Annotated in this window: 23 protein-coding genes; 22 read left to right on the top strand and 1 reads right to left on the bottom strand. The window is 73.3% G+C overall.

Annotated elements, in window-relative coordinates:
* The first annotated feature begins 10 nt into the window (after positions 1-10).
* From ASF78_RS01850 to ASF78_RS01835, 4 genes are all read left to right on the top strand, one after another.
* Positions 11-451 carry a type II 3-dehydroquinate dehydratase gene (locus ASF78_RS01850; RefSeq protein ID WP_056584222.1) on the top strand — a complete coding sequence of 147 codons (441 nt, stop codon included), beginning with the start codon at positions 11-13 and terminating at the stop codon, positions 449-451.
* 123 nt (positions 452-574) lie between these two features.
* Positions 575-1138, top strand: coding sequence for an elongation factor P (gene efp, locus ASF78_RS01845; protein ID WP_056584219.1), 564 nt, complete (start codon positions 575-577; stop codon positions 1136-1138).
* Position 1139: 1 nt separating this feature from the next.
* On the top strand, positions 1140-1556 hold the full coding sequence (gene nusB / locus ASF78_RS01840) for a transcription antitermination factor NusB (RefSeq protein ID WP_056584216.1): 417 nt from the start codon (positions 1140-1142) through the stop codon (positions 1554-1556).
* A gap of 266 nt (positions 1557-1822) precedes the next feature.
* Positions 1823-3055 (top strand): maltose ABC transporter substrate-binding protein, encoded by a 1233-nt coding sequence (locus tag ASF78_RS01835; RefSeq protein WP_056584213.1) that lies wholly within the window; start codon positions 1823-1825, stop codon positions 3053-3055.
* An 8-nt stretch (positions 3056-3063) separates the two neighbouring features.
* Here ASF78_RS01835 and ASF78_RS01830 read toward each other — a convergent pair whose 3' ends face one another.
* Complete coding sequence (locus ASF78_RS01830) at positions 3064-5361, bottom strand: bifunctional diguanylate cyclase/phosphodiesterase (protein WP_056584210.1); 2298 nt, start codon at positions 5359-5361, stop codon at positions 3064-3066.
* An 81-nt stretch (positions 5362-5442) separates the two neighbouring features.
* Here ASF78_RS01830 and ASF78_RS01825 point away from each other — a divergent pair, with 81 nt between their 5' ends.
* The 18 genes from ASF78_RS01825 to ASF78_RS01740 all read left to right on the top strand — a co-directional run bounded on the left by ASF78_RS01825 (position 5443) and on the right by ASF78_RS01740 (position 26139).
* Entirely contained in the window at positions 5443-6834 is a 1392-nt protein-coding gene (locus ASF78_RS01825) for an MFS transporter (protein ID WP_235518346.1), read from the top strand.
* 2 nt (positions 6835-6836) lie between these two features.
* The gene (locus ASF78_RS01820; RefSeq protein ID WP_056584207.1) at positions 6837-8243 is read left to right on the top strand and encodes an aminotransferase class V-fold PLP-dependent enzyme; all 1407 of its coding nucleotides are present in this window, start codon (positions 6837-6839) and stop codon (positions 8241-8243) included.
* Between the two features lie 94 nt (positions 8244-8337).
* Positions 8338-8925, top strand: a complete 588-nt coding sequence (gene pyrR / locus ASF78_RS01815; protein WP_056584204.1) for a bifunctional pyr operon transcriptional regulator/uracil phosphoribosyltransferase PyrR — start codon at positions 8338-8340, stop codon at positions 8923-8925.
* Positions 8922-9926 (top strand): aspartate carbamoyltransferase catalytic subunit, encoded by a 1005-nt coding sequence (locus ASF78_RS01810; RefSeq protein WP_056584200.1) that lies wholly within the window; start codon positions 8922-8924, stop codon positions 9924-9926. Before pyrR ends, ASF78_RS01810 begins: the two co-directional genes overlap by 4 nt.
* Positions 9923-11245 (top strand): dihydroorotase, encoded by a 1323-nt coding sequence (locus tag ASF78_RS01805; protein WP_056584198.1) that lies wholly within the window; start codon positions 9923-9925, stop codon positions 11243-11245. The genes ASF78_RS01810 and ASF78_RS01805 overlap by 4 nt, the downstream gene beginning before the upstream one ends.
* Positions 11242-11775 carry a hypothetical protein gene (locus tag ASF78_RS01800; protein WP_056584196.1) on the top strand — a complete coding sequence of 178 codons (534 nt, stop codon included), beginning with the start codon at positions 11242-11244 and terminating at the stop codon, positions 11773-11775. Before ASF78_RS01805 ends, ASF78_RS01800 begins: the two co-directional genes overlap by 4 nt.
* Entirely contained in the window at positions 11772-12941 is a 1170-nt protein-coding gene (gene carA, locus ASF78_RS01795) for a glutamine-hydrolyzing carbamoyl-phosphate synthase small subunit (protein ID WP_056584193.1), read from the top strand. Before ASF78_RS01800 ends, carA begins: the two co-directional genes overlap by 4 nt.
* Positions 12941-16279 carry a carbamoyl-phosphate synthase large subunit gene (carB, locus tag ASF78_RS01790; RefSeq protein ID WP_056584188.1) on the top strand — a complete coding sequence of 1113 codons (3339 nt, stop codon included), beginning with the start codon at positions 12941-12943 and terminating at the stop codon, positions 16277-16279. The genes carA and carB overlap by 1 nt, the downstream gene beginning before the upstream one ends.
* The gene (pyrF, locus tag ASF78_RS01785; protein ID WP_056584183.1) at positions 16276-17121 is read left to right on the top strand and encodes an orotidine-5'-phosphate decarboxylase; all 846 of its coding nucleotides are present in this window, start codon (positions 16276-16278) and stop codon (positions 17119-17121) included. The genes carB and pyrF overlap by 4 nt, the downstream gene beginning before the upstream one ends.
* A gap of 145 nt (positions 17122-17266) precedes the next feature.
* A complete protein-coding gene (gene mihF, locus ASF78_RS01780) occupies positions 17267-17578 on the top strand; it encodes an integration host factor, actinobacterial type (protein ID WP_056587928.1) in 312 nt (103 codons plus the stop codon).
* A gap of 42 nt (positions 17579-17620) precedes the next feature.
* Positions 17621-18190 (top strand): guanylate kinase, encoded by a 570-nt coding sequence (gene gmk, locus ASF78_RS01775; RefSeq protein ID WP_056584180.1) that lies wholly within the window; start codon positions 17621-17623, stop codon positions 18188-18190.
* Between the two features lie 55 nt (positions 18191-18245).
* On the top strand, positions 18246-18509 hold the full coding sequence (rpoZ, locus tag ASF78_RS01770) for a DNA-directed RNA polymerase subunit omega (RefSeq protein WP_028046344.1): 264 nt from the start codon (positions 18246-18248) through the stop codon (positions 18507-18509).
* A gap of 10 nt (positions 18510-18519) precedes the next feature.
* Positions 18520-19716 carry a bifunctional phosphopantothenoylcysteine decarboxylase/phosphopantothenate--cysteine ligase CoaBC gene (gene coaBC / locus ASF78_RS01765; RefSeq protein ID WP_056584177.1) on the top strand — a complete coding sequence of 399 codons (1197 nt, stop codon included), beginning with the start codon at positions 18520-18522 and terminating at the stop codon, positions 19714-19716.
* Positions 19717-19757: 41 nt separating this feature from the next.
* On the top strand, positions 19758-20960 hold the full coding sequence (metK, locus tag ASF78_RS01760; RefSeq protein WP_056587925.1) for a methionine adenosyltransferase: 1203 nt from the start codon (positions 19758-19760) through the stop codon (positions 20958-20960).
* Positions 20961-20989: 29 nt separating this feature from the next.
* Positions 20990-23071, top strand: coding sequence for a primosomal protein N' (locus tag ASF78_RS01755; protein ID WP_082494745.1), 2082 nt, complete (start codon positions 20990-20992; stop codon positions 23069-23071).
* Positions 23068-23679: an HAD-IA family hydrolase gene (locus tag ASF78_RS01750; RefSeq protein WP_056584173.1), complete on the top strand. Its 612-nt coding sequence runs from the start codon at positions 23068-23070 to the stop codon at positions 23677-23679. The genes ASF78_RS01755 and ASF78_RS01750 overlap by 4 nt, the downstream gene beginning before the upstream one ends.
* A 10-nt stretch (positions 23680-23689) precedes the next feature.
* Positions 23690-24628, top strand: a complete 939-nt coding sequence (gene fmt / locus ASF78_RS01745; RefSeq protein WP_056584170.1) for a methionyl-tRNA formyltransferase — start codon at positions 23690-23692, stop codon at positions 24626-24628.
* On the top strand, positions 24625-26139 hold the full coding sequence (locus ASF78_RS01740) for an RsmB/NOP family class I SAM-dependent RNA methyltransferase (RefSeq protein ID WP_056584168.1): 1515 nt from the start codon (positions 24625-24627) through the stop codon (positions 26137-26139). Before fmt ends, ASF78_RS01740 begins: the two co-directional genes overlap by 4 nt.
* Positions 26140-26143: the final 4 nt, after the last annotated feature.

Below are 26143 nucleotides of genomic sequence, written 5' to 3'. Positions count from 1 at the left end.
GCTTCCCGACATGACGCGCGTCCTGGTGCTCAACGGTCCCAACCTGGGTCGGCTGGGGGTGCGCGAGCCCGAGGTGTACGGCTCGGCGTCGCACGCCGACCTCGTCGAGTCGGTGGGTGCCTGGGCCGCCGAGCTGAGCCTCGACGTCGAGGTGCGCCAGACGGACGACGAGTCGGTGCTCGTCGGGTGGCTGCACGAGGCCGTCGACACCCACGCCCACGTCGCCCTCAACCCGGCGGCGTTCACGCACTACTCGTACGCGCTGCGCGACGCCGCCGCCCAGGTCACCCACGCCGGCCTGGTGCTGGTCGAGGTGCACCTGTCCAACCCGTACGCCCGTGAGTCGTTCCGGCACGTGTCGGTCATCGGCCCGATCGCGACGGGCACGATCGCGGGTTTCGGCGTCACCGGCTACCGCCTGGCGCTGGAGGCCGTCGCAGGTCGCGCGTGACGGTGCCGCGGCTGTCGCACGGTACGATGGTCGGCGGTCTGCGGCCCTAGACGCCGCGCACACCCTCGGGTGTCGCGCCCGCGCGTGGACCGCACAGAACTCACTCGACAGGAAGCGACGATCGTGGCGACCACCAACGACCTCAAGAACGGCACCGTGCTGAAGATCGACGGCCAGCTGTGGACCGTCATCGAGTTCCAGCACGTCAAGCCCGGCAAGGGTGGCGCGTTCGTCCGCACCAAGCTGAAGAACGTCCTGTCCGGCAAGGTCGTCGACCGGACGTTCAACGCCGGCCTGAAGGTCGAGACGGCGAACGTCGACAAGCGCGACATGCAGTACCTGTACAAGGACGGTACGGACTTCGTGTTCATGGACACGGACAACTACGACCAGATCCACATCTCCGAGGTCACGGTCGGCGACGTCGCCCACTTCCTCCTGGAGAACCAGAACGCGATGGTCGCGACGAACGAGGGCGTCCCGCTCTACGTCGAGCTGCCGCCGTCGGTGGTCCTCGAGGTCACGTACACCGAGCCGGGCCTGCAGGGCGACCGCTCGTCCGCCGGCACGAAGCCCGCGACGCTGGAGACCGGCTACGAGATCCAGGTCCCGCTGTTCCTCGAGGCCAACACGAAGGTCAAGGTGGACACCCGGGACGGGAGCTACCTCGGCCGTGTGAACGACTGAGGTGGGTGCTCGCTCCAAGGCCCGCAAGCGGGCCCTCGACGTCCTCTTCGAGGCGGACCAGCGTGGTGTGGACCCGGTGGGTCTGCTCGCCGACCGCATCGCCGAGCCCGGTACCGAGGCGTCACTGCCGCAGTACTCCGTCGACCTTGTCGAAGGGGTGATCGCCGAGCAGGACCGCATCGACGAGCTGCTCGCGACGCACGCCCACGGCTGGACCATCGACCGCATGCCCGCGGTCGACCGCGCCCTGCTGCGACTGGGCACGTGGGAGATCCTCTTCAACGACGACGTGCCGGACGCCGTCGCGGTCGACGAGGCGGTCGAGCTCGCGCGGTCACTGTCGACGGACGAGTCGCCGCAGTTCGTCAACGGGCTGCTCGGACGCATCGTCGACCTGAAGCCGACCCTCCTCGCCTGACGTCACACCGACGCCCGTGCACCGTCTGACGGTGTGCGGGCGTCGGTGCGTCCGGGACCGGGCGGATGGTCCGGTTCGCGTCTCGAGCCGCCATCCGGGTGACGGTGGCTGCAAGCGTGCGGGCGAAGATGCAGGTCGTGGGCGTGCCGCGCCTGCAACCGACCCTGCAATTTGCTGCAAGGCGTTGCGGTCTGGCTGGGTCGACCCCTAGCGTCGCCGACGACGGCCCGACGACGGGCCCACCCACCGACCTCCCGGAGTGCCCGATGCACCGTCGCATCCGTCCCCTCGCCCTCGTCGCCCTGCTCCTGCCTCTCGCTGCCTGCACGGCCGCCCAGCCGGACCCGTTGCAGGCCATCCCGGAGATCACGGTGTGGGCGGACGAGTCGCGGACCGCCGGGCTGGAGCTGCTCGGGGAGCGGTACACGGCCGAGACCGGGGTCGCCGTCCACGTCGTCGGTCGGGACAACGAGACGATCCGCGACGAGTTCACCCAGGCCGTCGACCGTCGCACGGGCCCGGACGTGCTCGTCGGAGCGCACGACTGGCTGGGGCAGCTCGTCACCGCGGGCACGGTCCTGGCGATCGACCTGCCGGACCCCGAGGCGTTCGTGCCCGTGGGGGTCGAGGCCATGGCCTACGACCACGTCACGTACGGCGTCCCGCTGTCGACCGAGAACGTCGCGCTCGTGCGCAACGACGCCCTCGCCTCCACCACCCCGCCCGACTTCGACGGCCTGGTCGCGCAGGGCGAGGACCTGGTCCGCCGCGGTGTCTCCGCGTACCCGGTCCTGGTGCAGCAGACCGAGGCGGCCAGCGACCCGTACCACCTGTACCCGCTGCAGACCTCGTTCGGTGCGCCCGTGTTCGCGACCAACGAGGACGGCTCCTACTCGGACCAGCTGGCGCTCGGCGGCGACGCCGGCCACGCGTACGCCGACTACCTCGCCGCGCTGGGGGACCGAGGGGTGCTGAGTCCGACCGTCACCGCCGACGTCGCCAAGGAGGCGTTCCTGGCCGGGCAGTCGCCGTACATCATCACCGGTCCGTGGAACACGGGGGAGTTCGTCGACGCGGGACTGCAGATCAGCGTGCTTCCGGTGCCGCCGGCCGGCCCGCTCCCCGCGCAGCCGTTCGTGGGGGTGCAGGGCGCGTTCGTCAACAGCGGGAGCCTGCGCGCGGCGGACGCCACCGACTTCGTCACCCGCTTCCTGACCACCCCGGAGTCGCAGCTCGCCCTCTACGAGGAGAGCGGTCGCGCGCCCGCACTGCGCGCGGCCGTCGAGCAGATCACCGACGACGCGGTGGTCCGTGGCTTCTCGGCAGCCGGGGCGGACGGCGCCCCGATGCCCTCGATCCCGCAGATGGGCGTCGTCTGGACGTTCTGGGGAGGCTCGGAGCACCTCGTCATCTCCCGCAGCGGCGAGCCGCACCAGCTCTGGGACGACATGGTGTCGGTCATCTCGACCGCCATCGCACCGGACGCCGTCGAGCAGTAGTCGAGCCGTCAGCCGCGCCGACGCACCGTCGCCAGCCGCGAGCCGTCGCGGCTGGCGTTCGGCGTGGGGACGCCGATCGACCGCAGCGGCCGGGCCCGCTCGGGCACGATCGCGGTCGCGCCGGTGGAGGGACGCGGACCACGGACCGGCAGGTTCGGTGCAGCCCGGCCGAGGAAGTTGCCCTGGACGCGGGTCACACCCATCTCGGCGAGGGCGGTGAGCTGGTGCGGCGTCTCGACACCCTCCGCGACGACCGCCAGGCCGTGCGTGCTCGCGAGCGCGACGATCGCCCGGACGACCCCGCGGCCGCGCTCGGTGCCCATGTCCCGCACGAACGACCGGTCGATCTTCAGCTCGTCGACGGGCAGCCGCGCGATCCGGGCCAGCGAGCTGTAGCCGGTCCCGAAGTCGTCGACCGCGATCCGGGCACCGCGTGCCCGCAGCTCGGAGAGCACCGGGACCGCGGACGACGTCTGGACCAGGGCGCTCTCGGTGATCTCCAGCGTGAGGTGCTCCCAGAAGGCGTCGCCCCAGGCGGTCTCGATCTGCTCGAGCGCGTCCGGCTCGGCCAGCTGCCGGGCCGCGATGTTCACGGAGACGGGCATCTGGAAGCGCTCGAGGGCACGTCGGGCCTGCCGGAGCACCTCGAGCCCGATGGGCACGATGAGCCCCGACTCCTCGGCGAGCTCCAACCAGTCGGCGGGCAGGATCAGGTGACCGTGGTGGTCCCAGCGCGCGAGCGCCTCGACCTGGACGATCTCGAGGGTCTCCGCGTCGACGATCGGCTGGAAGTACGCCGTGAAGTGCCCGTCCGCGACGGCAGCCTCGAGGGCCGCACGCTGGTGACGCTCGGCCTCGACGCGGCGCCGCAGGGCGCGGTCGAAGACGCGGAAACCCGACCGGGAGCGCTTCGCCTCGAGCATCGCCGTGTCCGCGTGCCGGACCAGGGCGTCGGCGTCGACGATGTCGCCCGGCAGCCACGTGGCGACCCCGACCGTGAGCCGCGCGGGCCGGCTCCCGCCGTTGCGGTCGATGAACCCCTCCCGGATGGACCGGGCGATGACGACGAGGTCGACGTCCTGGGGTGCCCGGGCGAGCACGACGACGAACTCGTCGCCGCCGACCCGTCCGACGTAGGAGTCGTACTCCGTGAGCGCGTTGCGCAGGTAGTCGGAGACCCGGACGAGGAGGGCGTCGCCGTGCGCGTGCCCGAACGAGTCGTTGACGCGCTTGAACCCGTCGAGGTCGCAGTAGATGAGCGACACGCGGGTCCGCTCGACGTTCGCGCGCTCGAGCGTCGCCAGGAGGTGCTCCTCGACGGCGCGCCGGTTCGGCAGGCGGGTCAGGGGGTCGGCGAAGGCGGTGACGTGCAGGCGCTCGCCCAGCTGGTAGCGCTCGGCTGCGGCCGACACGATCTGCGCGAGGTCGATGAGGAAGGTCCGGGCCTGCGGCGGGTGCTCGACCTTGTCCGAGGAGAACAGCTCGGTGACGAAGCGGTCGCGGGCGATCGGGCGCAGCGAACCCTCGATGCTCGGGTCGCGCAGGATGGTGCGTGCCTCGTCCCGGGCGGTGAGCAGCAGCCCGTCGGCGTCCTTGACGAACCACGCCGAGTTGGCCAGGCGGGCGAGCGCGTCGCGCATCCTGTTCTGCTGGGCCGCGACGTCCTGCGCGTCCCGGAGCCGGTTGAGAGCCAGCACCTCGATGCCGACAGCCAGCGGGATGGCCCAGAGCGCGCCGAGCATCGGGCCGATGGTGTGGTCGCGGACGACGACGCTCGCGGTGAAGATCACGAGCGACTCCGCGCCGGCGACGACGAGGAGGGAGCCGAGACCGGTGAGCCGGGTCCGGCCGACAGCCACGATCACGTACGACACGACGACCGCCGTCGGGACGAGCAGGAGGACGGCGTCGAGGACGTCGGCGTCCGGGATGTACTGCTCCAGGGGCAGCCACCACAGCCCGGCGCGGGCGAGGAAGAGGGCGATCGCCGCCCAGAGCCAGTAGCGGATCTTGGGTCCACCCGCGATCGCGCGCGTGGCGGGGATCGCCATGACGAGGAACGCCGCGACGAGCTGCGCCTGGACGAAGACGAGGACGTCGCGCACCGACCCGGGCGTCGTCAGGGCGTACAACCCGCCGGCCAGCAGGATCAGAGACATGACCAGCGACCAGGCGAGCGACCACGCGGCGCTGGCGGGTCGCACCTCGCCACGCCACCACACCCACTGGAGCGCGCAGAAGCCGGCGACCAGCCCTGCAGCGAGCAGCTGCAGCACGGTGACCCACGCGGGAACGGTTCCGAGCACGAGAGGTGAATCGTCACGTCCCCGGCCGGGGATGACGTGGCATCCGGGTGACTGGGACAACCGGGCTGTCATCATGTCGCGGTGACCTCGACCTCCGTCCCCGTGGTGCTGCCGCGGCGCACCGTCGTCGGCTACGCGCTCGGTTCCGTCGGGACGGGGGGCTTCGGGACGCTGCCCGGCCTCGTGCTCGCCTACTACCTGACGGACACGCTCGGTGTGGCCGCCGGGCTCGCGAGCCTGGTCGTGACGGTTCCGAAGGTCTGGGACGTGGTGATCGACCCGCTGATCGGGGCGCGGTCCGACGTCTCCGCAGCCCGGCACGGGAGCCGACGGCGGTTCCTCCTCGCCGGTGCCGTCTCGATCCCGCTCCTGTTCGCCGCGCTCTTCACGACGCCGACCGCGCTGACCGGACCTGCCGCGGCCGTCTGGGTCGTCGTCGCGTTCGTCGCGGCCGCGACCGCCTTCAGCGTCTTCCAGGTGCCGTACATCGCCCTCCCGGCCGAGATCGCCCCCGACTACGACTCCCGGACGCGGCTGCTCGCTCCCCGGATCGCGGTGCTGGCCGTCGCGATCCTCGCGTTCGGTGCGGGTGGTCCGCTCGTCCGGGACGCGGCCGGCGGCGGTCGTGCCGGGTACGCGGTGATGGGTCTGGTGGGTGGGCTCGTCATCGGGCTCGGCATGCTCGCGGCCTGGTGGGGTGCACCTCGCCGTGCCGGCATCGCCGTCCCGGCGGCCGCACCGGTCGCCCCGCGCCCGGAGCGGCGTGGGGACGCCCTGCGCCTCGGGCTCGCGAGCCTGCGCGAGCTCCCCGCGTTCCGTCGCCTCCTCTCGACGTTCGTGCTGCAGGCACTGGCGACGGGGGCGATGCTGGCCGGAGCCCAGTACGTCGCCACCTACTCCCTCGGTTCCGAGGGGGCGGTGACGTTCCTGTTCGCCGCGCTCGTCGCTCCCGCGCTGCTGGTGATGCCCCTGGCCACGCGGCTCAGCCGCCGGATCGGGAAGCGCGCCGCGCTCGTCGGGGCGACGACGCTGTTCGCCGTCGCCGCGCTCTCCCTGCTGCCCATGCGGTGGGCGCCCGGCGGCTGGGTGTACGTGTCGGTCGCCCTGGCCGGTCTCGCCTACGCGGGGATGCAGCTGTACCCGCTGGCGATGCTGCCCGACGTGGCAGCCGTCGACGCACGGGACCGTGGCGTCGACCGGGCCGGGGTCCTCGGCGGCGTCTGGACGGCGGGGGAGACCGCCGGGCTCGCGCTCGGGCCGACGCTGGTCCTCGCCATGCTCGCCGTGACCGGCTTCGTGTCCCGGACCGGCGACGCGGTGGTGGCGCAGCCTGCCTCGGCCCTCACCGGCATCGTCGTCTCGTTCTCCGTCCTGCCCGCGGTGCTGGCGTTCCTGAGCCTGCTGCCCCTGGCCCGCTACCCGCTGTCGGAGGCCGTCGTCGACGCGTCCGTCGTCCCGTCGAAGGAGACCTGACCATGAGCACCGGACGCCCGACCGACGACGTCCTGGCCGACCTGGTCGCCCTGCGCGCCGCGGACCCTCCGACGCACGGCGGGCGGGTGCTGTCCTACGTCTACGACCCCGGCCGCCCGGACCTGGACGAGGTGGCCGCGCAGGCGGTCCGGCTGTTCCTGCCGGTGAACGGGCTCGACCCGACGACGTTCACGTCGGTCGCGGCGCTCGAGCGGCGGATCGTCGCGTTCGCCCGCGACGTCCTGCACGGCGACGAGGGCACCGTCGGGTCCGTCACGTCCGGCGGCACGGAGTCGTGCATGCTCGCGGTGAAGTCGGCCCGCGACCTGTGGCGCGCGACCGACCCGGGGCGCACGCACGCCCGGCCGACGCTCGTCCTGCCCACCACCGCGCACCCGGCGTTCCACAAGGCGGCGCACTACCTGGACCTCGACGTCGTCCCCGTCCCGGTCGACCCGGTGACCGGCACACCGTCGGCTGCCGACGTCCTGGCCGTCGTCGACGAGCGGACCGCGCTCGTCGTCGTGAGCGCACCGAGCTACCCGTTCGGCGTCGTCGACCCCGTCGCCCAGGTGGCGGCGGGTGCGGCGGAGCGTGGGGTCGCCTGCCACGTGGACGCGTGCGTCGGCGGCTGGGTGCTGCCGTGGTGGGGCGACGTCGACGAGCCGTGGGACCTCGCCGTCCCCGGGGTCACGTCGATCTCGGCGGACCTGCACAAGTTCGGCTACGCCCCCAAGGGTGCCTCCGTCGTGCTCTACCGCGCCCGCGAGCGCCACCACGCCCAGTACTTCGCGACGACCGCCTGGCCCGGGTACCCCGTCGTGAACCCGACGATGCTCGGCTCTCGGGGTGCGGGTTCGATGGCCGCGGCGTGGGCGGTGCTGGAGGTGCTGGGCACGGACGGGTTCGCCGAGCTCGTCGCGACCACACGTCGGGCGACCGGTCGCCTGGTCGAGGCGGTCGGTGCCGTCCGTGGGCTGCGGGTCGTCGGCGCCCCCACCGGACCGCTGGTCGCGCTCGCCGCGGACGACGCCCTGCCCACCGAGGAGCAGGTCGACCCGTTCACGCTCGTCGACGAGGTCCGGCGCCGGGGATTCCTGCTCCAGGCGCAGCCGGCGATGGTCCAGCCGGACGGCTCGGTCCTGCCGCGCACGGCGCACCTGACCGTCACGGCCGTGACCCACCGGGTCGTCGAGGAGCTGGTCGAGGCCCTGGCCGCCGCGGCCGACGCCGTGCGAGGACGCCCCGCCGCCGCCCCGGACCCGTCGCTGGCGGGACGCGTGCTGACCGAGGGGCTGCCTGACGAGCTCGCCGGGGTCATGGCCACGTTGGAGGCGCTGCCGGGCGAGGTGGTGCACCCGTTGCTGGTCGCCGTGCTCGCGGCGGCGATCGACCCTGCTCGGGAGTGAGACGGTGCGAGAGGCTCGCGTCGCGGCGCGCTAGAGTGCCAGGCGAGACATTCCTTTAAGACCCGTCCCGTGAGGCGGGGAAGGAGCTTGCTTCATGAGCACTGGCACGCCCGCGCCCAGCACCAGCGTCGACGACGACGCGAACGTCGTCCTCGGCGCCCCGGAGATCAACCGGGCCCTCACGCGCATCGCGCACGAGATCCTCGAACGCAACAAGGGCGGCTCCGACGTCGTCCTGCTGGGCATCCCCACGCGCGGCCTGCCGCTCGCTCGCCGCCTCGCGGAGCGCCTGATCGCGGTCGAGCCCGGTCTCGACCCGGCCCTGCTGGTCGGCAGCCTCGACGTGACGATGTACCGCGACGACCTCGCGCACCACCCCACCCGGACCATCGGTGCCACGGAGATCCCCGGCGGCGGACTGGACGGCAAGGTGGTCGTCCTCGTCGACGACGTCCTGTACTCCGGCCGGACGATCCGCGCGGCCCTCGACGCGATCAGCGACCTCGGTCGCCCGCGCGCGGTGCAGCTGGCGGCCCTGGTCGACCGCGGTCACCGGGAGCTCCCGATCCGCGCGGACTACGTCGGCAAGAACCTGCCCACGTCCACGAGCGAACGGGTGCGCGTGCTGCTGGACGAGACCGACGGTCGTGACGCCGTCCTCATCGAGGGGGGCGCCCGATGAAGCACCTGCTGTCCACCGCCGACCTGGACCTCGCCGACGCCGTCCGCATCCTCGACACCGCGGGCTCGATGGCCGCGACGCAGGCGCGCGAGATCAAGAAGCTGCCGACGCTGCGCGGCCGCACGGTCGTCAACCTGTTCTTCGAGGACTCCACCCGCACGCGGATCTCGTTCGAGACCGCCGCGAAGCGCCTCTCGGCGGACGTCATCAACTTCTCCGCCAAGGGCTCCAGCGTGTCCAAGGGCGAGTCGCTCAAGGACACCGCCCTGACGCTGCAGGCGATGGGCGCGGACGCCGTCGTCATCCGGCACCACGCGTCCGGGGCGCCGCACACGCTCGCGACCTCCGGCTGGACGCACGGAGCGGTCATCAACGCCGGGGACGGGATGCACCAGCACCCGACGCAGGCGCTGCTCGACGCCTACACGCTGCGTCGGCACCTGGCCGGTCCGGGTGACGTCACCGGTCGCGACCTGTCCGGCCTGAGGGTCGCGATCGTGGGCGACGTCCTGCACAGCCGCGTCGCCCGCTCCAACGTGCACCTGCTCCACACGCTGGGCGCCGAGGTCGTGCTCGTCGCACCGCCCACGCTGCTGCCCGTCGGGGTGGGCTCCTGGCCGGCCCGCGTGTCCTACCACCTGGACGAGGTCCTGGCGGACGAGAAGCCCGACGCCATCATGATGCTGCGCGTCCAGCGTGAGCGGATGTCGAGCGCGGGCGGCGGGTTCTTCCCGAGCCCGCTGGAGTACACCCGCCGCTACGGGCTGGACGCGCGTCGCCTGGCCCTGCTGCCCGAGCACGCGATCGTGCTGCACCCCGGGCCGATGAACCGTGGCCTGGAGATCTCCGCGGACGCCGCGGACTCGACGCGCGCGGTCATCGTCGAGCAGGTGGCCAACGGCGTGGCGGTCCGCATGGCTGTCCTGTACCTGCTGCTCGCGGGCGGCGACGCCCCTGCTCGAGCAGCCGCACCGACCGACGAGACGAAGGTGGACGCGTGACGAGAAACTACCTGCTGCGGGACGTCAGCCCGCTCGGCGAGGGCACGACCGACGTGCTGCTCGCCGACGGCGTGATCGCGGCGATCGGGGCCGACGCCGAGGCGCAGGCCGGCGCCGACGCGGTGATCATCAACGGCAGCGGGCTGGTCCTGCTGCCGGGGCTCGTCGACCTGCACACGCACCTGCGCGAGCCGGGCCGGGAGGACGCCGAGACCGTCCGTTCGGGCACGCGCGCCGCCGCTATGGGCGGCTTCACGGCGGTCCACGCGATGGCCAACACGACCCCGACGCAGGACACCGCGGGCGTCGTCGAGCAGGTCTGGCGGCTCGGCCGCGACGCCGGCTGGGTGGACGTGCGCCCCGTCGGCGCCGTGACGGTGGGCCTCGAGGGCGAGCGGCTGGCGGAGCTGGGCGCGATGGCCGAGTCCGCGGCGCAGGTCCGCGTGTTCTCCGACGACGGCAAGTGCGTCCACGACCCGGTGGTGATGCGGCGCGCGCTGGAGTACGTCAAGGCGTTCGACGGCGTCATCGCCCAGCACGCCCAGGAGCCGCGGCTCACCGAGGGCGCCCAGATGCACGAGGGCGTCGTCTCCGCGGAGCTCGGGCTCGCGGGCTGGCCCGCCGTGGCGGAGGAGGCGATCATCGCGCGCGACGTGCTGCTGGCCGAGCACGTCGGCTCGCGCCTGCACGTCTGCCACCTGTCCACCGCGGGCTCCGTCGAGATCATCCGCTGGGCGAAGTCCCGCGGGATCGACGTCACCGCCGAGGTCACCCCGCACCACCTGGTCCTCACCGACGAGCTGGCGCGCGGGTACGACCCGGTGTTCAAGGTCAACCCGCCCCTGCGCACGCAGCGGGACGTCGAGGCGGTCCGCGAGGGTCTCGCCGACGGCACGATCGACATCGTCGCCACGGACCACGCGCCGCACACGCGCGAGGACAAGGACTGCGAGTGGGGCGCGGCGGCGTTCGGCATGACCGGGCTGGAGACGGCGCTCTCGGTGGTGCAGGAGACGATGGTCGACACCGGCCGGATGACCTGGGCGGACGTCGCGCGGGTCCTGTCCACCACCCCCGCCCGGATCGGCCGCGTCAGCGACCACGGTCGGCCCATCGCGGTGGGGGAGCCCGCCAACCTCACGCTGGTCGACCCGGGCATCCGCCGGGTGGTCGTGCCCGAGGAGCAGGCGACGCAGAGCGTCAACTCGCCGTTCCGGGGCCGCGAGCTGTCCGGCTGCGTCATCGCGACCTGGCTGCGCGGGCGCGCGACCGTCATGGACGGGTCGGCGTGCGACGAGAGCGTGGTGGTCAGCTCGTGACCCGTCAGGCGGTCTCGATCGTCGCCCTGCTGCTCGTCGTGGTCGTCGCGTTCTGGGGTATGCGCGCGGGGTGGCGGGCGCGCACCCGACGCTCCGCCGAGCTCGTCGCGACACTGCCGGCCGTCCCGTCCGACCCCGGTGCGCAGCGGTTCGGCCCGGTCGACGCGACCTACGTGTCGACCACGAGGGCGGGGGACTGGCTCGACCGGGTCACCGCCCAGGACCTCGGCGTCCGTAGCCCGGCGCGGGTGGTCGTCTTCGACGCCGGCGTGCAGATCACGCGCCAGGGTGCGACGGACCTCTTCGTGCCCACGGTCGACCTGCTCGGCGCGACCAGCGCGCCCGGCATGGCAGGCAAGGTCGTCGGGGGAGACGGCCTCGTCGTCCTCACCTGGCGGGCGGACCCCGCCGACCCCCGCGGTCTGGACACCGGGCTGCGCCCGAAGCACGCCGCCGACCGCGAGCGGCTCCTCGCCGCACTCGAGACCTTGACCCCGGGCCAGGCGCCCGCGCAGGAGGAGAACTCATGACCGACGCAGTACTCGTGCTCGAGGACGGCAGGACGTTCCGGGGCCGGCCCTACGGCGCCGAAGGCTCGACGTTGGGCGAGATCGTCTTCAACACCGGCATGACCGGCTACCAGGAGACGCTCACGGACCCGTCGTACCACCGGCAGATCGTCGTGATGACCGCCCCGCACATCGGCAACACCGGGGTGAACGACGAGGACGACGAGTCGACGCAGATCTGGGTGGCGGGCTACGTGGTGCGCGACCCCGCACGGCGCGCCTCGAACTGGCGTGCCGTCCGCACGCTCGACGACGACCTGGTCGCCCAGGACGTCGTCGGGATCAGCGAGATCGACACCCGCGCCCTGACGCGCCACCTGCGCGAGCGCGGCGTGATGCGCGCCGGCATCTTCTCGGGGGCAGCCCTCCTGGACGAGAACGGGGAGCGGCGCCCGGACGACGAGCTCCTCGACGACGTCCTGACGGCGCCCGCGATGGTCGGCGCCGACCTGGCCGGCGAGGTGTCCACGGACGCGGCGTACGTGGTCGAGCCGATCGGCGAGCACGTTGCCACGGTCGCGGCCGTGGACCTCGGCATCAAGGCCATGACGCCGCAGCGCCTGGCCGAGCGCGGGGTCCGCGTCCACGTCCTGCCGTCGAGCGCGACCATCGACGACGTGCTGGCCACCGCGCCGGACGGCGTCTTCTTCTCGAACGGTCCGGGCGACCCGTCCGCGGCGACGCACGAGATCGACCTGCTGCGCGAGGTGCTGGACCGCAAGATCCCGTTCTTCGGCATCTGCTACGGCAACCAGCTGCTCGGCCGGGCGCTCGGCTACGGCACCTACAAGCTGGGCTACGGCCACCGCGGCGTGAACCAGCCGGTGATGGACCGCGCGACCGGCAAGGTCGAGATCACCGCGCACAACCACGGCTTCGCGGTCGACGCGCCGCTCGACGGTGAGTCGGTCGCGCCCCACGACGACGGTCGCTACGGCCGCGTCGTGGTCAGCCACGTCGACCTCAACGACGACGTCGTGGAGGGCCTGCGGGCGCTCGACCTGCCGGCGTTCTCCGTGCAGTACCACCCGGAGGCCGCGGCGGGACCGCACGATGCCGCGTACCTCTTCGACCGCTTCGTGGAACTCATGGCCCCTCCCACCAACAAGCAGAAGGGTGCCGCCTGATGCCCCGGCGCACAGACATCCAGAGCGTCCTGGTCATCGGGTCCGGCCCGATCGTCATCGGCCAGGCGTGCGAGTTCGACTACTCCGGGACGCAGGCGTGCCGCGTGCTCAAGGAGGAGGGCCTGCGGGTCATCCTCGTGAACTCCAACCCGGCCACGATCATGACGGACCCGGAGTTCGCCGACGCCACCTACGTCGAGCCGATCACCACCGAGATCCTCACGACGATCATCGCCAAGGAGCGCCCTGACGCGATCCTGCCGACGCTGGGCGGCCAGACGGCGCTCAACGCGGCGATCGCCCTGGACGAGGCGGGCGTGCTGGAGAAGTACGACGTCGAGCTCATCGGCGCGAACATCGCCTCGATCCAGAAGGGTGAGGACCGCGAGCAGTTCAAGGAGGTCGTGGAGGTCTGCGGCGCCGAGAGCGCGGCGTCCGCCATCGTGCACTCGCTCGACGACGCCCTCGCCGCGGTCGAGGTCCTGGGTTACCCCGTGGTCGTGCGCCCGTCGTTCACCATGGGCGGCCTGGGCTCCGGCATCGCGTACGACGAGCCGGACCTGCGGCGCATCGTGGGCCAGGGCCTGCACTACTCGCCGACCACCGAGGTGCTCCTGGAGGAGTCGATCCTCGGCTGGAAGGAGTACGAGCTCGAGCTCATGCGCGACAAGCACGACAACGTCGTGGTCGTCTGCTCGATCGAGAACGTCGACCCGGTCGGCGTGCACACGGGCGACTCCGTCACGGTCGCACCGGCGCTGACGCTGACCGACCGCGAGTACCAGCGGCTGCGCGACATCGGCATCGCGGTCATCCGCGAGGTCGGCGTCGACACGGGCGGCTGCAACATCCAGTTCGCCATCGAGCCGTCCACGGGCCGCGTCGTCGTCATCGAGATGAACCCCCGGGTGTCCCGCTCGAGCGCGCTGGCGTCGAAGGCGACCGGCTTCCCGATCGCCAAGATCGCCGCCAAGCTGGCCGTCGGCTACACGCTCGACGAGATCCCCAACGACATCACGGGCGGCTCGACGCCCGCGTCGTTCGAGCCCACGCTCGACTACGTCGTCGTCAAGGTCCCGCGGTTCGCGTTCGAGAAGTTCCCGGCGGCCGACGACACCCTGACCACCACCATGAAGTCGGTCGGCGAGGCGATGGCCCTGGGCCGCAACTTCACCGAGGCGCTCGGCAAGGCCATGCGCTCGATCGACAAGAAGGACTCGGTCTTCCACTGGTCGGGCGACGCCCTCACCGGTGAGGCGCTCGACGCGCTCGTCGCGACGATCTCCCGGCCGACCGAGCACCGCCTGGTTGACGTGCAGCAGGTGCTGCGCGCCGGGGTGCCGCTGGAGAAGGTCTACGAGCTCACGGGCATCGACCCCTGGTTCCTCGACCAGGTCCAGCTCATCAACGAGGTCGCGGAGCAGACCCGCGCGGCCGGCGCGCTGACGCGCGAGGTGCTGCTGCACGCGAAGCGGCACGGCCTGTCGGACGCGCAGATCGCGACCCTGCGCCGCACGTCGGAGGACGCGGTCCGGCGCGGCCGCCACGCGGTGGGCCTGCGCCCGGTGTTCAAGACGGTGGACACCTGCGCCGCCGAGTTCGCCGCGAGCACGCCGTACCACTACTCGTCCTACGACGAGGAGACCGAGGTCGCCCCGCGCACGCGGCCCGCGATCCTCATCCTCGGCTCCGGTCCCAACCGGATCGGGCAGGGCATCGAGTTCGACTACTCGTGCGTGCACGCCGCCCTGGCGCTCAAGGGCGAGTACGAGACCGTGATGATCAACTGCAACCCCGAGACGGTCTCGACGGACTACGACACCTCCGACCGCCTGTACTTCGAGCCGCTCACGTTCGAGGACGTGCTCGAGGTGTACCAGGCGGAGCTCGCCGCCGGTCCGGTCGAGGGGCTCATCGTGACGCTCGGCGGCCAGACGCCGCTGTCGCTCGCGCAGCGCCTGTTCGATGCCGGTCTGCCGATCCTCGGCACGTCGCCGGCCGCGATCGACGCCGCGGAGGACCGGGGGGAGTTCGGCAAGGTGCTCGAGGCCGCCGGCCTGCCCGCACCCGCGTTCGGCACCGCCACCACCCAGGCGGGTGCCCGCGACACCGCTCGTCGGATCGGCTTCCCGGTCCTCGTGCGCCCGTCGTACGTGCTCGGTGGCCGCGGCATGGAGATCGTCTACAGCGAGCCGCAGCTGGACGAGTACGTCAAGCGTGCGCTCGACAACGCCGCCGACGGAGGGCGCGCCGGCACGCTGCCGCCTCTCCTCATCGATCGCTTCCTCGACGACGCCATCGAGATCGACGTGGACGCCCTGTTCGACGGCACCGAGCTGTTCCTCGGCGGCGTCATGGAGCACATCGAGGAGGCCGGCATCCACTCCGGCGACTCGGCGTGCACCCTGCCGCCCGTGACGCTGTCCACGTCCGAGCTGGAGCGGATCCGTCTGTCCACCGAGGCGATCGCCCGCGGGGTCGGCGTCCACGGGCTGCTGAACATCCAGTTCGCGCTGGTCTCCGACGTGCTCTACGTCCTCGAGGCCAACCCTCGCGCGTCCCGTACGGTGCCGTTCGTCTCCAAGGCCACGGGCGTCTCCCTGGCCAAGGCCGCGGCACTGGTCATGGCCGGGCGGTCGATCGCGGACCTGCGCGCGATGGGCATCCTCCCGGTCGACGACGCCAGCGTGCTCGACCTCGACTCGCCCATCGCCGTCAAGGAGGCGGTGCTGCCGTTCAAGCGGTTCCGCACCAAGGAAGGGGTCGTCGTCGACACCGTGCTCGGCCCGGAGATGCGCTCGACGGGTGAGGTCATGGGCTTCGACGTCGACTTCCCGACGGCGTTCGCCAAGTCACAGGACGCGGCGTTCGGCGGTCTGCCCACGGGCGGTCGCGCGTTCATCTCGGTGGCGGACCGCGACAAGCGGTCCATCGTGTTCCCGGTCAAGCGCCTGGCCGAGCTGGGCTTTGAGATCCTCGCGACCGAGGGCACCGCGGCGGTCCTGCACCGCAGCGGCATCGCGTCGAGCGTGGTCCGCAAGTACTCGTCGGGCCGCGGCGAGGCGGGGGAGCCGACGATCGTCGACCTCATCACCGCCGGCGAGGTCGACATCGTCGTGAACACCCCGTCCGGACAGGGCGCTCGCGCGGACGGGTACGAGATCCGGGCGGCGACGACCGCGGCCGACAAGGCCATGGTCACGACCGTGCAGCAGCTCGGTGCGGCGGTGCAGGCGATCGAGGCGCGGCAGGCCGGCCCGTTCCGGGTGACCAGCCTGCAGGAGCACGATGCTGCCGCTCTGCTGCGTCGTGAGGCCCGCGCGGCGGCCCGCGCATGACCGCGCCGTTCGGGGCCCGCCTGGCCGCCGCCATGGACGCCTACGGGCCACTGTGCGTCGGCGTCGACCCGCACACCAGCCTGCTCGAAGCCTGGGGTCTGCCGGACGACGCGTCCGGGCTGCGCTCGTTCGCCCTGACGGTCCTGGAGGCGGTCGCTGGGCGCGTGGCTGCGGTCAAGCCCCAGGCCGCGTTCTTCGAGCGCCACGGCTCCGCGGGGGTCGCGGTCCTCGAGGAGCTGATCGCTGCGGGCCGGGACACCGGCACGCTCGTGATCGTGGACGCCAAGCGAGGCGACATCGGGACGACGATGGGGGCGTACGCCGACGCGTTTCTGCGCGACGGGTCGCCGCTCGCCGGCGACGCGCTGACCGTGTCGCCGTACCTGGGGTTCGGTTCCCTCGACCCGGCCGTCGACCTGGCGCTCTCGTCGGGGCGAGGGTTGTTCGTGCTGTGCCTCACGTCCAACAAGGAGGGCCACGAGGTCCAGCACGCGCGCACCGAGGACGGCGTCACGGTGGCCGCGCTCATGGCCGCACGCGCCTCCGCGCTGAACGCCGACGTCGACCCCCTGGGCTCGGTCGGTCTCGTCGTGGGCGCCACGGTCGGCGACGCGGCCGCACGCACGGGCGTGGACCTGGCCGCCGTCAACGGGCCCCTGCTCGCGCCCGGGGTGGGCGCCCAGGGCGCGGGACCGCGCGAGCTCGCCCAGGTGTTCGGCGCCGCGCGCCGGCAGGTCCTGGCGTCCTCGTCGCGCGGCGTGCTGGCCGCGGGACCTGACGTGGCAGCTCTGCGCACCGCCGCCCGCCGCGCCTCGGACGAAGCGGCCGCTGCGCTCTCCTGAGCTCACCGGCAGGGTGTCGCCGCAGGTCCGGGCGCACTGGACGCGCGTCCGCATTGCCGATCAGGGTGGTGCTCGCTAGTTTCGTTCTCACGATCCCGCGCACTTCCACGTGGGTCGCCGGCCCACTGACGAGAAGGTGACGCGCGTGGCACTCCCTCCGCTGACTCCCGAACAACGAGCGGCAGCGCTCCAGAAGGCCGGCGCCGCCCGCCAGGCCCGCGCTGAGGTCAAGAATCGCCTCAAGTACTCACAGGGCACGCTCTCCGAGGTGATCGCGCAGGGGCAGGCGGACGAGACCATCGGCAAGCTCAAGGTCCTCGCCCTCCTCGAGTCCCTGCCTGGCGTCGGCAAGGTCAAGGCGCGTGCGATCATCTCCGAGATCGGAATCTCCGAGACCCGTCGTGTGCGTGGGCTCGGCCCGCACCAGGTGAAGGCCCTCGTCGACCGCTTCGGGTGACGACCGGGCGGCACCGCGCAGCTGGAGGAGCCCGCACCACCCATGACGACGACGCCTGCCCGGCTGACCGTTCTCGCCGGCCCGACCGCCGTCGGCAAGGGGACGGTGTCTGCCGACGTCCGCTCCCGCTATCCCGAGGTCTGGCTCTCCGTCTCGGCGACGACCCGGTCGCCGAGACCGGGTGAGGTCGACGGCGTGCACTACGTGTTCGTCTCCGGTGACGAGTTCGACCGCATGATCGAGCGCGGCGACCTGCTCGAGTGGGCCGTCGTCCACGGGCGCAACCGCTACGGGACGCCCCGCAGGCCGGTCGAGCAGCGGCTCGCCGCCGGTGAGCCGGCGCTGCTCGAGATCGACCTGCAGGGCGCGCGCCAGGTGCGCGAGTCCATGCCGGACGCGCACTTCGTGTTCCTCGCGCCGCCGTCGTTCGCCGAGCTGGAACGACGGCTGGTCGGCCGGGGGACCGAGGACGTGGAGGAGCGGGAGCGTCGGCTCAGCACGGCGCGTGTCGAGCTGGCCGCGGCGGCCGAGTTCGACCAGGTGATCGTCAACGACGACGTCCACCGGGCGACCGACGAGCTGGTCCGCGGGATGGGTATCCCGACCAGGTAGGATGGGGCACAGAGATCGTCTCTGCCCAACCCACCTTGTACCTCGGGAGATCACCGTGTCCGGAACCGTCGCCGCCCCCACCGGCATCACCGACCCGCCCATCGACCGTCTGCTCGAGCGTGCCGACTCCAAGTACGCGCTCGTCCTGTACTCGGCCAAGCGCGCGCGTCAGATCAACGCCTACTACTCGCAGCTCAACGAGGGCCTGCTCGAGTACGTCGGCCCGCTCGTGGACACGCGCCCGCAGGAGAAGCCGCTCTCGATCGCGATGCGCGAGATCGACGCCGGCCTGCTGACGTCCGAGGCCACCGAGGGCTGACCCTCCCTCCATGCGCATCGTCCTCGGCGTCGCGGGCGGCATCGCCGCCTACAAGGCCGTCCTGCTGCTGCGCCTGCTGCGCGAGCAGGGCCACGCCGTCCGGGTCGTCCCGACGCGGGCTGCGCTCGAGTTCGTCGGGCGCGCGACGTGGGAGGCGCTGTCCGGACAGCCGGTGACGACCGACGTGTTCGAGGACGTCGACCAGGTGGCGCACGTCGCCGTCGGCAAGCAGGCCGAGCTCGTGGTCGTCGCCCCGGCGACGGCCGACCTCCTGGCCCGCGCCGCGACGGGGCAGGCCGACGACCTGCTGACCGCCACCCTGCTCGTCGCCCGGTGCCCCGTCCTGCTGGCCCCGGCGATGCACACCGAGATGTGGGAGCACCCCGCCACCGTCGCGAACGTGGCGATCCTGCGGGCGCGCGGCGTGCACGTGCTGGACCCGGCCGCGGGCCGGCTGACGGGGTCGGACACCGGTCCCGGCCGCCTGCCGGAGCCCGAGGAGATCGCGTCCGCCGCGCTCGCACTGGTGAGCGACCGGCCGCACGACCTCGACGGGAAGCACGTCGTCGTGTCTGCGGGGGGCACCCGTGAACCGCTCGACCCCGTCCGGTTCCTCGGCAACAGGTCGTCCGGACGCCAGGGCGTGGCGCTCGCGCAGGCCGCGCACGCCCGCGGCGCCCGGGTGACGCTGGTGGCGGCGAACATCGACGTCCCCGTCCCCGTCGGTGTCGACGTGGTCCACGCCGAGACGGGCGCCGAGCTGCGGGACGCCGTACGCGCCGCGGCCAAGGACGCGGACGTCGTCGTGATGGCCGCAGCCGTGGCCGACTTCCGGCCGGTCACCAGCGCGGAGTCCAAGATCAAGAAGCAGCCGGGCGGAGCGCCGACGGTCCTCGAGCTCGTCGAGACCGTGGACATCCTCGCCGAGCTCGGCGCAGACAGGCTGCGTCCGGGCCAGGTCGTGGTCGGCTTCGCGGCGGAGACTGGCGACGACACCGGCAGCGTGCTCGACCACGGCCGCGTGAAGGCGCAGCGCAAGGGAGCCGACCTCCTCGTCGTGAACGCCGTCGGGGGCGGGCGCGGGTTCGGCACCGACGTGAACGACGTGACGATCCTGGACGGCGCCGGCACGGTCGTCGGCGCGGCCACCGGGACCAAGACCGAGGTGGCCCACGCGGTGTGGGACGCGGTGCTCGCGCGCGGCTGAGGCTGCACGTGCACGGCCTGGAGCCCATTACGCTGTCGGCCATGACCGAGCCTGACATGCGCCTGTTCACGTCCGAGTCCGTGACCGAGGGGCACCCGGACAAGATCTGTGACCAGATCTCCGACGCCATCCTCGACGCGATGCTCGAGCAGGACCCCGGGGCGCGGGTCGCGGTCGAGACGATGGTGACCACCGGTCTCGTGCACGTCGCCGGTGAGGTCACCACCAGTGCGTACGTCGAGATCCCGCAGATCGTGCGCGAGGTGGTCCGGGGGATCGGGTACACCTCGTCGGCGATCGGCTTCGACGGCGACTCCTGCGGCATCTCGGTCTCGATCGGCCAGCAGTCCCCGGACATCGCCGCGGGCGTGGACAAGGCACTCGAGATCCGGGAGGACTCCGCGGACCTCGACCCCCTCGACGCCCAGGGCGCGGGGGACCAGGGTCTGATGTTCGGCTACGCGTCCGACGACACCCCGACGCTGCTCCCGCTGCCCATCTGGCTCGCGCACCGCCTCGCCGAGCGGCTCACGCTGGTGCGCAAGGAAGGGATCGTGCCGGGGCTGCGTCCCGACGGGAAGACCCAGGTCACCATCGGCTACGACGGTGACCGCGCCGTCCGTCTCGACACCGTCGTGCTGTCCACGCAGCACGACCCGGACGTGCACCTGGACACGACCCTGCGGCCGGCCGTGGCCGAGCTCGTCGTCGCCCCCGTCCTGGAGCAGCTGGACCTGGACGCGCGCGACTACCGACTGCTGGTCAACCCGACCGGGACGTTCGTGGTCGGCGGCCCGCAGGGTGACGCCGGACTGACCGGACGCAAGATCATCGTGGACACCTACGGGGGGATCGCCCGGCACGGTGGCGGAGCGTTCTCCGGCAAGGACCCGTCGAAGGTCGACCGCTCGGCCGCCTACGCGATGCGCTGGGTGGCCAAGAACGTCGTCGCCGCCGGGCTCGCGCGGCGGTGCGAGGTGCAGGTCGCGTACGCCATCGGCAAGGCCAACCCCGTCGGCCTGTACGTCGAGACGTTCGGCACCGAGACGGTGCCGCTGGCCCGGCTGACCGCCGCCATCCGCGACGTGTTCGACCTGCGCCCGGCGGCGATCGTCCGGGACCTCGACCTGCTGCGGCCGATCTACCGCAAGACAGCCGCGTACGGGCACTTCGGCCGCGAGCTGCCGGAGTTCACCTGGGAACGCACCGACCGCGCGGCGGACCTGCAGTCCGCGGTGGGCTGACGCCCGTCGGTCGGCCCGGGTCGTCCGACGTGGAGACGAGCGCGGACGGTGAGCAGCTGGTGCTCGAAGGCCTCCCGCAGCCGAAGAGGCGCGCCCGATCCGCACCGGACGGGGTGACACCTGCGGAGCACCTACCGGTCGCCCGGGTGTGCGTGGACCTCGTCCCTGCGCACCTCGACCGGGTCTTCGAGTACCTCGTGCCGGCCGCCCTCGCGGAGACGGCCGTGCCGGGCACCCGGGTCAAGGTGCGCTTCGGTGCGCAGGACGTCAACGGCTACGTCCTGGAGCGGGTCGCGCAGGCCGACCACGACGGCTCGCTGCAGCCGGTGCGCAAGGTCGTCTCCACCGAGCCGGTGCTGACCCCGCAGGTCGCCAGGCTGGCCCGGGCCGTCGCGGACCGGTGGGCGGGCACCCTCAACGACGTGCTGCGGCTTGCGATCCCCGCCAGACACGCGCGCGTCGAGGCCGAGGCGCCCGCGACGGCGGACGACGGGCCCACGCCGTCGCCGTCGGCCACCGCGTGGGCGCCGTACCGCGGTGGTCCGGCGTTCCTCCAGCACGTCACCTCCGGCGGCGCCCCCCGCGCGGTGTGGACCGCCCTGCCGGGCGCCGAGGGCGAGCGCTGGCCCGACGCGATCGCGCAGGCGGTCGCCGCGTGCGTGCTCGGCGGGCGCGGTGCGCTCGTCGTCGTGCCCGACGCACGGGACATCGATCGCGTGCTCGCCGCACTGGAGTCCGCCGGTGTCCCGCGGTGGACACCCGGGGCGACCGGGGGTGCCGTCCGGCTGGCCGCCGACGACGGGCCCGCCGGGCGGTACCGGTCGTTCCTCGCGACGCTGCGGGGCCGGGCCACCGTCGTCGTCGGCACACGGGCGTCGGCGTTCGCCCCGGTGGCGGATCTCGGCCTCGCGGTCGTGTGGGACGACGGCGACTCCCTGCACGCCGAACCGCGAGCCCCGTACCCGCACGTCCGCGAGGTGCTGGCGCTGCGCTCGGAGCTCGAGCGCTGCGCGCTGCTCGTGGCCGCGCACGGCCGCAGCGTCGAGGCGCAGGCGCTCGTGGAGTCCGGGTGGGCACGGGAGGTCGTCGCGGACCGCCCCACGACGCGGGCACGGACGGCGCGGGTGCTGGCGCTGACGTCGGTCGAGCTCGCCCGCGAGGGGCCCGCGGCTGCCGCGCGGCTCCCGGCGCCGGCCTGGCGGACGCTGCGTGACCGGCTGGCCGACGGCCCTGTCCTCGTCCAGGTGCCGCGGGCGGGGTACGTGCCCGCCGTGGCCTGCGGGCGGTGCCGGGCTGCGGCGCGCTGCGGGGTCTGCCACGGGCCGCTCGGGCTGACGACGGCCGACGGCGTCCCGACGTGCGGGTGGTGCGGGCGGCTGGCGACCGACTGGCGGTGCACCGAGTGCGGTGCCGGCGCGCTGCGGTCCGTGCGTGTCGGCTCGGAGCGGACCGCCGAGGAGCTGGGTCGTGCGTTCCCGGGCGTGCCGATCCGCGTCTCGGGCGCCCGCGCTGCCGGGGGCGTGCTGGCGTCCGTCCCCGACGTGCCCGCCGTCGTCGTCGCGACGCCCGGCGCCGAACCGGTCGCGCCGGGCGGGTACGCCGCGGCGCTGCTGCTGGATGCGGCGGTGAGCACCGCCGGGGCGTCCCTGCGGACGGGGGAGGACGCGCTGCGCCGGTGGCTCACCGCTGCAGCCCTCGTACGCCCTGCGTCGCAGGGTGGGACGGTCGTGCTCGTCGGTGACGCGGAGGAGCGCGTGACGCAGGCGCTGGTGCGCTGGGACCCCGCCGGGTACGCCTCACGCGAGCTCGCGGAACGCTCGGAGCTGGCACTGCCGCCCGCCGTGCGGATGGCCTCGGTCACCGGGCCCCGCGACGCCGTCGACACCCTGCTGTCCCGGCTCGGCCTCGCCGACGCCGAGGTCCTCGGCCCGGTCCCCGTCGACGCGGCCGAGCAGGACGCGCTCGAGCCGGCCGTCCGTGCCCTGGTCCGCGTGCCCCGGACCGGCGGCGCGGCCCTCGCACAGGCGCTCGCTGCGTCACTGGCGGTGCGCAGCGCCCGCCGTGAGGGTGGCACGGTGCGCGTGCAGATGGACCCGGCGGAGCTCGGATGATCGACGCGATCGTCCTCGACCTCGGGAACGTCCTCATCCGGTGGGACCCGTCCCGCCCGTTCGTCGGTCGGCTCCCGGAGGCGGACACCAAGGCCTTCCTCACCGGGTTCGACTTCGCGGCGTTCAACTACCTCCAGGACGCCGGCCGCTCGTGGGCCGACGCCCGGACGGAGCTGGCCGCGACCGCACCCGAGCACCTGGCGGCTCTCGACGTGTACGTCGAGCACTTCGCCGACACGCTCACCGGGCCGGTGCCGGGAACGTACGAGGTGGTGCGCGATCTGCGCGCGCTCGGCATCCGGTTGCTCGGGCTCACGAACTGGTCCGCGGAGACGTTCCACCTGGCCGAGCCTGCGGCGCCTGCGATCGGGCTGCTCGAGGACGTGCTGGTCTCGGGCGAGGTCCGGATCGCCAAGCCGGACCCCCTCCTGTTCGCGCTGCTGACGGACCGGTTCGGTCTGCGCCCGGAGCGCACGGTCTTCGTCGACGACTCCGCGGTGAACGTCGTCGCCGGCGCCGCAGCCGGGTTCGACGCCATCCTGTTCACGTCCGCCGAGGACCTGCGAGCGGCACTCGCGGCGCGCGGGGTCGCGCTTCCGCGCACCTAGGATCGACGCCATGCGACTGCTCTTCGCCGGAACTCCCGCGGCCGCGGTGCCGTCGCTCGAGGCGCTCCTCGCCTCCCGCCACGAGGTGGTGGCCGTGCTCACCCGCCCCGACGCCCGTTCCGGGCGTGGTCGGGCGTCCGCACCGAGCGAGATCAAGGCGCGCGCCCTGGAGGCGGGGCTCGAGGTCCTGACTCCCCAGCGTCCGCGGGACGAGGACTTCCAGGCGCGGCTGGCCGAGCTCGAGGTCGACGCGGCCCCCGTCGTCGCCTACGGCGCCCTGATCCCGCCCGCGCTGCTCGACGTCCCGACCCACGGCTGGGTCAACCTGCACTTCTCGGTCCTGCCTGCGTGGCGTGGGGCGGCGCCCGTGCAGCACGCGATCATCGCGGGCGACGAGGTGTCGGGTGCCTCGACGTTCCGGCTCGAAGCGGGCCTGGACACGGGCCCGGTGTTCGGCTTCCTCACCGAGACCGTCCGCGCGCGGGACACCGCAGGTGACCTGCTCGGGCGCCTCGCGGTGGCGGGCGCCGGGCTGCTGGTGCAGACCCTCGACGCGTTGGAGGACGGGATCCTCAGCCCCGTCGTGCAGTCCCCGGACGGTGTGAGCCTGGCGCCGAAGATCGAGGTCGAGGACGCGCGGGTGCGCTGGTCGCACCCGGCACACGCCGTCGACCGGCTCGTCCGCGGCTGCACCCCGGCACCGGGAGCCTGGACGACCTTGCCCGACGGCTCCCGGCTCGGCCTGGCACCCGTGGTCCCGGTCGCCGACGTCACGGACCTGGCGCCGGGGCAGGTGCTGGCGGGCAAGAAGGAGGTGCTCGTCGGGACCGGCGGGCACGCGGTGCGGCTGACCGAGGTCACGCCCGAGGGCAAGCGCGCGATGGCGGCGGCGGACTGGGCCCGTGGCGCCCGCCTCGACGCCGGCACCGTGCTCGGAGGTGCCGCATGACCCCGGCCGACGACCGGCGCGACCCGAGCGGCCGCCAGCGCGGCGCCGCGCGGTCACAGGGCCGGACGCAGCGGTCGGCCGCCGCGCCGTCGCAGCGCCGCCGGGGGAGCGACCCCGCCCGGACCGCCGCGTACGACGTCCTGCGCTCCGTGGACGGCTCGGACGCGTACGCCAACCTGGTGCTGCCGCCCCTGCTGCGCGACCGCCGGATCACCGGCCGGGACGCGGCGTTCGCCACCGAGCTCGCCTACGGCACGCTGCGGCTGCGCGGCCGGTACGACGCGATCATCGCCCAGGCGGCGAACCGGGAGGTCGGCACGATCGACGCACCCGCGCTCGACGTCCTGCGCCTCGGCGTCCACCAGCTGCTCGGCATGCGTGTCCCCGCGCACGCGGCGGTCTCCGAGACCGTCGGCCTGGCGCGCGAGCAGCTGGGCACCGGCCCGTCGCAGTTCGTCAACGCCGTGCTGCGGACGGTGGGGCGGGCCTCGCTGCAGGAGTGGGAGCAGCGGATCCGGTCCACCGCCGGTGACGACGAGCTGGCCCAGCTCGCGGTCGTGGAGAGCCACCCCCTGTGGGTGGTGCGGGCACTGCGCGAGGCGCTCGTCGGCAACGGTCGGCCCGCCGACCAGATCGGAGCGCTTCTCGCCGCAGACAACGCCGCTCCGCGCGTGACGATCGTCGCGCGTCCTGGGCTCGCCGGGACGGACGAGGTCGTCGCGGATGCCGGCGACGGCGTCGGGACGGTGGGCGCCCTCGCGCCGACGTCCGTGATCCTCTCCGGAGGAGACCCGGCCGCACTGCCCAGCGTGCGCGACGGCCGTGCGGGGGTGCAGGACGAGGGCAGCCAGCTCGTCACGCTCGCCCTCACCCACGCGCCTCTCGACGGTCCGGACGAGCGGTGGCTCGATCTGTGCGCGGGACCCGGCGGCAAGGCTGCGCTGCTCGCCGCCGTCGCGGGGGAGCGCGGCGCGCGTCTCGTCGCCAACGAGGTGCAGCCGCACCGGACGCGGCTCGTCGAGCAGGCGTTGCGGGCCGTGCCCGCGGACGCCGTCGAGGACGTGCGGACGGGCGACGGGCGGTCGGTCGGGACGGACGAGCCGGGTGCGTACGACCGCGTGATGGTCGACGCGCCCTGCACCGGGCTCGGTGCTCTTCGTCGTCGGCCGGAGGCCCGGTGGCGGCGGACGCCCGCGGACCTCGCCTCGCTGAGCGCGCTCCAGCGCGACCTGCTGGTCTCGGCCCTGCAGGCAGTCCGGCCCGGAGGGGTCGTGGCCTACGTGACGTGCTCGCCGCACCTCGTCGAGACCCAGCTCGTCGTCAAGGACGCCGTGCGGGCCGTCGCGCGGCTCGGCGTCGAGGTGGTCCCGCTCGACGCACCGGCGGTCGTGCGGGCGATCGCGCCCGGCGGCGCCGTGGACCTCGACGACACCCGCACCGACGTGCAGCTGTGGCCGCACGTGCACGGCACGGACGCGATGCACCTGACACTGCTGCGCCGCACCGGCTGACCCG

Source organism: Cellulomonas sp. Leaf334 (assembly GCF_001424195.1).
Lineage (GTDB): Bacteria > Actinomycetota > Actinomycetes > Actinomycetales > Cellulomonadaceae > Cellulomonas.
The sequence above is the reverse complement of the archived record's forward strand: the minus strand, read 5'-3'. Positions and strand labels throughout refer to the sequence as shown.